This window comes from Mesorhizobium sp. M7A.F.Ca.CA.004.12.1.1, assembly GCF_003997835.1.
Lineage (GTDB): Bacteria > Pseudomonadota > Alphaproteobacteria > Rhizobiales > Rhizobiaceae > Mesorhizobium.
The window spans coordinates 1-8,306 of the sequence record NZ_RZRK01000222.1; the positions used below are offsets into that span (position 1 = coordinate 1).

Genomic DNA, 8,306 nt, shown 5'->3' on the forward strand with positions numbered 1-8,306 from the left:
TCCAGACCCTGTTCACGCTGGCGCAGGTTTCGATCTTCTACATCCAGATCATGTACGGCCTGATCCTTCTGGTTGCGCTGACCTTGAACGCAGCCGGCGAGCGCGCGCGGCGCGGCCGTATGACAAAGCAGCTCGGCTGAGCCGCGTTGCCTCCGCGGCCAAGCAAGTCGTCGCGGCAAGCTTCGCGCATCGCGATGGTTGGATGCTCAACCACGACTTAGCGCCCAAAGCCGTTTGACCTAGACCAATTCATGTCGGTCTTATCGGCCGGTTCTTTTGGGAGGAGATCATGAACATGCTACCAGCTTCGCTGGCACGGCGCGGCGTGGCCGCAGTTGCGTTTTTGGGTGTCTGCGTCTTGGCTTCGCTAAGCGCGGCCGGTGCCGCCAGCGCCCAGGACAAGCCGCGCATCGTCATGCTGGGCGGCCCGCTATGGGATCCCTTTTTCGGCGCGATGAAGAAGGGCGGGGACGACGCTGCTCGTGACCTCAATGTCGACTACCAGTGGATCACCGGCACCGATCCCAACAATTTCGTCGCCGACTACGCCAAGCTGGTGAAGCAGGCCGCGAGCCAGAAGCCGGCCGCCATGGTCATAGGCAACTACTTCCCGGACACGCTCGACCCCATCATCAAGGAGATCACGGCCAGCGGCATCCCGGTCATCATTCAGCATGATGGTGGCGCTTCCTGGCGGGATATCGGCGCGATTTCATACGTAGGCTTCAGCGCCCGTGACCTCGGTCGCTCGGTTGGTGAGAGGGAGATCAAGGCCGGTGCAAAATTCGGCCTTTGCGTCAATCACGTTCCCGGCAACACCACGCTGGACCTGGATTGCCTCGGCTATAACGATGCCTTCAAGGCGGCCGGAGGCGACTCCAAGGTCCTGACCATCCAGTTCTCCGATGCCAGCAACCCCACTTTTGTCAGCAGCGCCATCCGTGGTGCGCTGCAAAGCGATCAGAGGATCGATGCGATCTGGACCATTGGCGCCGTGCAGGGCGTTGCTTCCGTGGAGGCCGTCAAGCAGAGCGGAAGAAAGATCGTCAATGCTTCGCTCGGCCTGTCGCTCGGCTCGCTCGAAGCCTTGAAGAACGGCGACCTGCTCTTCATCGCCGACCTGCAGCCATATCTCGACGGCTACTACGCCTTGCTCGCGGCATACCAGTATGTGCAATACAAGATGCTGCCAATGGGTCAGATATCAACCGGTCCGCTGATGATCACCAAGGACAATGTTGACGAGGTGCTGAAAGTCAACGTGACCTATCCCGGCGTCAGAGGGGCGTCCTGATTACGCGCCAGCTCCCTGCGATCGTGGCGCGCCCGAGATCCCGCCTTCACTGTCCCTCGGATCTTCTCAACCAATCCCAGCACTTGCCGGATGACGCTCATGACATTGGAAACCCAGGCGCTGCGTGACGCATCGGCCGCCACCTCCCGGCCAATGCGGAGCTGGTCTCCGTCCAGTCTAGTGCGCAGACCCGAGTTCGGTGCCTTCGTAGCCACCGTTTTCGTCTATGCTTTCTTCGCGGCGACGGCCTATCGGTACGGCTTCGTAACCTTCGACGGCACCGCCGGATGGCTCAACACCGCAGCCGAGCTCGGCATCATCGCCATACCGGTCGGCATTCTCATGGTTGCGGGCGAGTTCGACCTGTCGGTCGGCGCGGTGGTAGGCGCGGCGTCGATCACGGTTGCGATCGGCACGACATTGTTTGACTTTTCCGTGTGGCTCATGATCTCAGCCGCCCTTGCACTTGGCCTGGCTGTCGGCGTCCTGAACGGTCTCCTTGTCGTGCGCACCGGGTTGCCGTCCTTCATCGTGACGCTTGCCAGCAGTTTCAGCATAGGCGGCCTGTCACTTGGCCTGGCGCGGCTGCTCAGCAACACCACCTCGGTCTCGGTGAAGTCGACACCGCTTTCAGATGCTGTCTTCGCATCGAACTGGGGCCAGGCAAACATCTCGATCCTGTGGTGGTTCGCCATCACGATCTTTGGCGGTTGGGTACTGGCGAGGACCGCGTTCGGCAACTGGATATTCGCGACCGGTGGAAACCCTGTCGCGGCGCGCGGCGCCGGAGTACCGACAGGTTTTGTCAAGATCGTGCTGTTCATGATGACCGGTCTTGGCGCGAGCCTTGTCGGTGTCATCCAGGCGATCGGATATCATTCCGGCAACGCGACTGCCGGCCTCGGCTATGTCTTTCAGGCACCGATCGTCGCCGTAATCGGCGGCGTCCTGCTCGGCGGCGGCTACGGCTCCGCGTTCGGGGTGTTTCTCGGCACCGTCATTTTCGGCGTCATCAATATCGGCATCTTCTACACCGGATGGAGCACCGACTGGGTCCAGCTCTTTCTCGGCGTTCTGCTGATGGCGGCCGTGATCACCAATCACTACTTCCGGCGCCTCGCCATGAGCGCTGGCTAGCCGACAGCGCGAGGTTCTGCATGGCTTCTGAAAACCGCCCCCTCATCGAACTGCAAGGCGTCTCCAAGCGCTTTGCCGGCGTCCAGGCGCTTACTGACGTGTCTCTTAGCGTTCCAGCCGGGCAGGTGGTTTGCCTTCTAGGTGACAACGGTGCCGGCAAGTCGACATTAATTAAGATCCTGTCGGGCTTTCACGGTCCTAGTGAAGGCAAGATCCTACTTGATGGCGTGGAAACGCAATTCACCGATCCGCGCGATGCCCGAGCGCGCGGTATCGCCACAGTGCATCAGGATATCGGCACCATTCCGCTGATGAGCGTGGGCAGGAACTTTTTTCTTGGCGCCGAGCCCAAGAAAGGTGTCTGGCCGTTCCAGCGGCTAGACATCGAGAAGGCGAACCGCGTCTCCGTGGAGCAGATAAGGCGCTTCGGGATCACGCGTGTGCGCGACGGCAACCAATTGGTGGGATCGCTATCGGGGGGTGAGCGACAGGTGCTTGCAATCGGGCGAGCTATGTATTTTGGCGCCCGCGTCCTGATTCTGGACGAGCCGACATCGGCACTTGGTGTCAAGGAGGCCGCTACCGTGCTGCGCTTCATACAGGCGGCGCGTGCCGAGGGTGTCGGCATTGTCTTCATAACGCACAATGCACATCATGCCACGCTCGTGGGCGACCTGTTCACCGTCCTGATCCAGGGTCGTGTTGCGGCCAGTTTCAAGCGCGGTGAAAAGAGCAGCACGGAACTGCTGTCGCTGATGGCAGGAGGCGAGCAGATGGAGGACATAGCGGGCGAGCTCGCCGTTCTGGCGCCGACAGTTACGACAACGCCCCTGGGAGAGACGCAATAGTGACCACACGCGATGTGCATTCGATCGACGCCTTGCTTCGCAGGGCGGCGCAGCGCGGTGACGTGCCCGGCGTCGTTGCCATCGCGGTCGACAAAACGACCCGGCTGTATGAGGGCGCCTTCGGCCTGCGTAACCTTACCAGGCGCGCACCGATGACGCTGGACACAGTCTTCTGGTACGCATCGATGACCAAGGCCCTGGTGGCGACGGCGGCGATGCAATTGGTGGAGCAGGGGCGGGTCGCTCTGGACGAACCGATCGGAAGCGTCCTGCCGTCGCTTGCCTCACCAGAGGTTCTCGATGGTTTCGACGCGAACGGCACGCCAATGGTGCGGCCGGCCAAGCGGCCGATCACACTCCGGCATCTGCTGACGCACACATCCGGCTATGGCTACGACATTTGGAATAAGGCGGTCGAGCGCTATATGCGCGAGAACCACATACCGCTGCTAGTCGACTGCAAGTTGAGTTCGCTCGCTCAGCCTCTGGTGGCCGATCCGGGCGAGAAATGGGAATATGGCATCAGCATCGACTGGGCCGGGCAGGTCGTCGAAGCTGTCAGCGGCCTATCGCTCGAGGACTATCTGCGCGAGCACCTGTTCGCGCCCCTTGGGATGCACGACACGGCGTTTCTGATAAAACCGGCGTGGCGCGAGCGCTTGGCGGACGTGCATCGCCGCCAAGCAGACGGCTCGCTTATTCCGATCGAGCATGAGATCTCCCAGCAGCCCGAATTCTTCATGGGCGGCGGCGGCATCTACGGAACCGCTGGCGACTACGCGTCGTATATCCAGATGCTCTTGAATGACGGGCGAGCCAAGGATGGCACTGTCGTGCTCAAGCCGGATACCGTCGAACTCATGGGCCAGAATAGCATCGGCGACATCAAGGCAGGCGTGCTCACCTCGGTGTTGAAGGATCTCGCCAACGATACTGATTTTTTCCCTGGCATGCCGCAGAAATGGGGATTGAGTTTTCTGCTCAATACGAGTGATTCGCCCAATGGGCGTAGCGCCGGCAGCATGACCTGGGCTGGCCTTGCCAATACCTATTTCTGGGTGGATCGCTACAGAAGCATAGGCGGCGTGATCATGACGCAGATACTGCCTTTCGGGGATCCGATCACTCTGAAACTCTATGAAGGCTTCGAGCGCGGTCTCTACTTTGGACCGAGCAAACCTTCGTAGCGACGATCGCCCCCATCTCTCATCGCCGAACGCGATGGTTGCTTGGCAATTTACGATTTCCGTTCCTTCGGACCATGTCCTAAGAGACCTAATGGCGGTCGTTCCGGTTCGCCATCTCGGCCGTTTTGGAGGATGGCGGTCGTGCTCCCAGGCTTCGCCGAGCGCTTGCGTTGACGGCCCGCTGAAGATTGGGCGCTTCTCCGCTCCGCTTGCACCCTCCCGAAGAACCTTGGGAATGTGACGTGACAGCAGCCAAACCACACTGCCAGCCGTCGGGTGCCTATCACATCGCCATCGGCGACATGACGGTGACTGCGGTCAATGACGGTACCTTTCAGGCCACTTTCGATATGATCGCGGGTATCGATCAGGAGGATTGCATCCGCATCGAAACAGCGGCGTTCCGTCCGGTTCCGCCAAAAATGACGATGAATGCCTTTCTGCTCCGGACCGGCGATCATGTGGCGCTTGTCGACACGGGCTGTGGAACGCGTTCGGGACCGACGTTGGGCATGGTCTGCCGGAACTTGGCGGCAATCGGCATTGTTCCCGCTGACATCGACACCATCCTGATCACGCACATGCATCCCGACCACATCAATGGGTTAATCGATGAAGCCGGTGAGGCTGTGTTTGCGAACGCAGAACTTGTCGTCAACGAGGCCGAGCTCCAGTTCTTTCGAGATCCCATGTCGCCCTCACGCTCACCCGATGGCGAACCGCAGGAATTTTTTGAAGGGTTCCGGCGGGCTACCCGGCCGTATGGAGAGCGCATCCGGACGGTTCGTGACGGACCCGTCATGCCAGGGGTCATTGCTGTCACACAGGCCGGCCATACGCCCGGCCACACCGGCTGGCTCATTGAATCCGGCGGTGACTCTGTAATGATCTGGGGCGACATTGTTCATATGCCGCATCTACAATTTACGGCGCCCCAGGCAGCAACGATTCTTGACATAGACCGCGATCTGGCTGTGGCTACCAGGCGGCGTGCCTTGGATATGGCGGCTGCAGACAGGCTTCGCGTAGCCGGCATTCACCTGGACTTTCCTGCCTTCGGTCATGTCGAGCGACGAGGCGGTGGCTATGCCTTCGTTCCGGAGGTCTGGCGCGCGGTTGTCTGACGATTTGGCGTCCCTCTGTTGAGCGCCCCAATATCGATCTCTTGAAACTAGATGGGAGGAAGCAATGAATCCGGATCGCCGTCGGCTTTTGAAACTCGTGTCCGGTGCTGCGCTCGCTGGCGTTACGTCAACGGCACCTTTGCGGCCCGCCTTCGCGCAGCAGAAGCTGCGAATCGGATTGGTTGTCAAGGTCATGGGCATCAGCTATTTCGACGTGACCCGCGATGGTGGTCAGCAAGCGGCCGATGAACTAGGCAATGTCGAACTCGTTTACACGGGTCCGACCGCAGCGACCGTCGAACAGCAGATTGCGGTCATCGACGCGCTCGTCGCCCAGAAAATCGACGCTCTTGTCATCTCGGCCAACGACGCCACAGCCCTCATCCCTACAGGCAAGAAGGCGATGCAGCGTGGCATAAAGGTCATCTCCTTCGATTCTGCGATCGCGCCGGAAGGCCGCATAATGCATGTGAACGCCCCGCACGATGACTTAATCGGCGCCAATGACGTGCGCATGATCAGCAAGACGCTCGGTGGCGAAGGCGAGGTCGCAATTCTGTCGGCAACCTCGCAGGCAACCAACCAGAACCTCTGGATCGAGAAGATGAAGGAGGAGTGGCAGAAGGAGAAATATGCCAAGCTAAAGCTGGTCGGCGTGGTCTATGGCGACGACGCGGCGGACAAGAGCTATCGCGAGGCGCAGGGACTCATAAAAGCGTACCCAAATTTGAGGGCCATTATCTCGCCGACCGCCGTCGGCATTGTCTCCGCCTGCCGGGCGGTTACCGATGCAGGTCAGTTGGGCAAGATATTTGTTACTGGCCACGGCCTGCCTTCGGAGATGAAGCCAAACGTGCTTTCCGGTGTGACCGATACGTTCCAGCTTTGGAGTCCTGCTGATCTCGGCTACGCGGCCGTCATGTATGCCGGCATGCTCGCGCGTGGGCAAACCGACGGTGCAGCCAACAGCACCACCAAGATCGGTCGTCTCGGCGACATGACCGTAGAGGCGGACGGCAGCGCTTATCTCAAGGACCTGTTGGTATTCGATAAGTCGAACATCGAAGAGTGGGCGACGAAATTTTAAGCGTCAGGAGTTTCGGACGCCTGGTTGTGCGTGATCTCGAAGCGAACCAAAGTTTCGTCAACGGGCAAACTCTCGCGCTTTACGGGAGGTCGTGATTGCGGGCTTTTAATCAGCCGATCTGAACGAAGTTTGCCCCGGGGACACTTGCCGCAAGGGAAGTTTCGGCGCTCTGGGCCGGCATGCCGATCCGATCGTGCCGTTCGCATTCCTACCGGGCGGCACTGGGCTGAAGCTTCTGCGCTACGGGCGTGTCCGTGACGACCTTATTCTCGACGCAGAGCGCTTCTGTCTGGACACAGAAATTCGCCTTGTCAGTAGGGTGCAAGGGAATTGCTCCGTGGAGAGGGCGAACAGTTCGCAAATGATTCCGCGATACGCGGCGAACCCTAGTACCCGGCTGCAGCCAGCCCGTCAGCGTGCATCTCCAAACGCGATGACATGTTTTCCATATGAGACTCCCTCACGCCGGCAGTTGCGGTAAAAACCCTGGAAAAGCAACCCGAGCCACAGAATTGGGCTGAGCCCACGGTGTAGGCGGATATTTGTCGTGGGGGAGGAGCGTTGCCGCAACCCTACCATTTGCGCCATCGCCAGACAGTCTGGTTGGCGGCGATTATGCGCCCGAACCCTTGGTTCACACGATCCAAACCGCCTTAACACGACAAATATTAATGAGGAGGAATTAATAAATGCCAATGAAGACACTTGCTGCTGTCGGCCTGACAATAGCTATCGCTCTGACCGGTACTGTCCCGACATCAGCCCAGATGAAGAGCAGCACGTTCAACATTCTGATGCTGACTGATCTTTCCTCGGTCTATTCAGAAACCTCAGGTCCAGGTGATGTGGAATTCGCAAAGATGGCGGTCGAAGATTTCGGTGGCAAGGTCAACGGGGTTCCGATAAAAGTCATCGTCGTCGACAACAAGCTTGATCCGGCGCTGTCCGTCAACAAGGCACGCGAGATCATCGATTCCCAGGGCGTGAATCTGATAACGGACGTGTCGAGCTCGGCGGCCGCGATCGCTGTTGCCAAGCTTGCCAACGAACGACACATTCTGACGACTTTCGTCAGCCCAGGAACCATGGCACTTTCCAACGAGGCCTGCGGTAAATACACTTGGCACTACGGATACGATACTTCAGCCATGTCGGTCCCAGTCAAACAAATGACCAAGGAGGGCACTAAGAAGTGGTACTTTATCGCGGCTGACTTTGCCTTCGGTAAATCTCTGCTCGATTCTTTCTCAAAGGCTGTCAAGCAGAATGGCGGCGAAATCGTCGGGGTGGACATGGTGCCGTTCCCCAATGATGATTTCTCAAACTATCTCCTGAAAGCGCAGGCGGCGGGCGCGCAGGCCATCGGCATTCTTGAATCGGGTCAGGACCTGCGCAACGCGGTCAAGCAGGCACGAGAGTTCGGATTGATGGACGCCGGTATAAAGATTGTTCCCGGCCAGTTGAATCTGTCGGACGTCAAAGCTCTTGGCCCAGACACTTGGGCTGGCGTTAACGCCGCGCTGATCTGGTATTGGGATCTGGACGACGAGACCCGGAAATTCGCCAAACGCTTCCATGAGAAACTGAATTTCTATCCCGGCGACATCCACGCCGGGAACTATTCCGCCG

At 59.2% G+C, this 8,306-nt stretch carries 7 protein-coding genes; all 7 read left to right on the plus strand.

Features of this window, described 5'->3' with window-relative positions; genetic code table 11:
- The first annotated feature begins 289 nt into the window (after positions 1-289).
- Positions 290-1,294 (plus strand): substrate-binding domain-containing protein, encoded by a 1,005-nt coding sequence (locus EN984_RS14015; protein ID WP_127267178.1) that lies wholly within the window; start codon positions 290-292, stop codon positions 1,292-1,294.
- A 99-nt stretch (positions 1,295-1,393) separates the two neighbouring features.
- On the plus strand, positions 1,394-2,431 hold the full coding sequence (locus EN984_RS14020) for an ABC transporter permease (RefSeq protein ID WP_236382680.1): 1,038 nt from the start codon (positions 1,394-1,396) through the stop codon (positions 2,429-2,431).
- A gap of 20 nt (positions 2,432-2,451) precedes the next feature.
- The gene (locus EN984_RS14025; protein ID WP_024504916.1) at positions 2,452-3,279 is read left to right on the plus strand and encodes an ATP-binding cassette domain-containing protein; all 828 of its coding nucleotides are present in this window, start codon (positions 2,452-2,454) and stop codon (positions 3,277-3,279) included.
- A gap of 14 nt (positions 3,280-3,293) precedes the next feature.
- Positions 3,294-4,466: a serine hydrolase domain-containing protein gene (locus tag EN984_RS14030; RefSeq protein WP_127267176.1), complete on the plus strand. Its 1,173-nt coding sequence runs from the start codon at positions 3,294-3,296 to the stop codon at positions 4,464-4,466.
- A gap of 242 nt (positions 4,467-4,708) precedes the next feature.
- Positions 4,709-5,590, plus strand: a complete 882-nt coding sequence (locus tag EN984_RS14035) for an MBL fold metallo-hydrolase (protein ID WP_024504918.1) — start codon at positions 4,709-4,711, stop codon at positions 5,588-5,590.
- A gap of 64 nt (positions 5,591-5,654) precedes the next feature.
- The gene (gene rhaS / locus EN984_RS14040; protein ID WP_024504919.1) at positions 5,655-6,677 is read left to right on the plus strand and encodes a rhamnose ABC transporter substrate-binding protein; all 1,023 of its coding nucleotides are present in this window, start codon (positions 5,655-5,657) and stop codon (positions 6,675-6,677) included.
- Between the two features lie 689 nt (positions 6,678-7,366).
- Positions 7,367-8,306: ABC transporter substrate-binding protein (locus EN984_RS14045; RefSeq protein WP_127383794.1), on the plus strand; the 940-nt coding region annotated here is incomplete at its 3' end.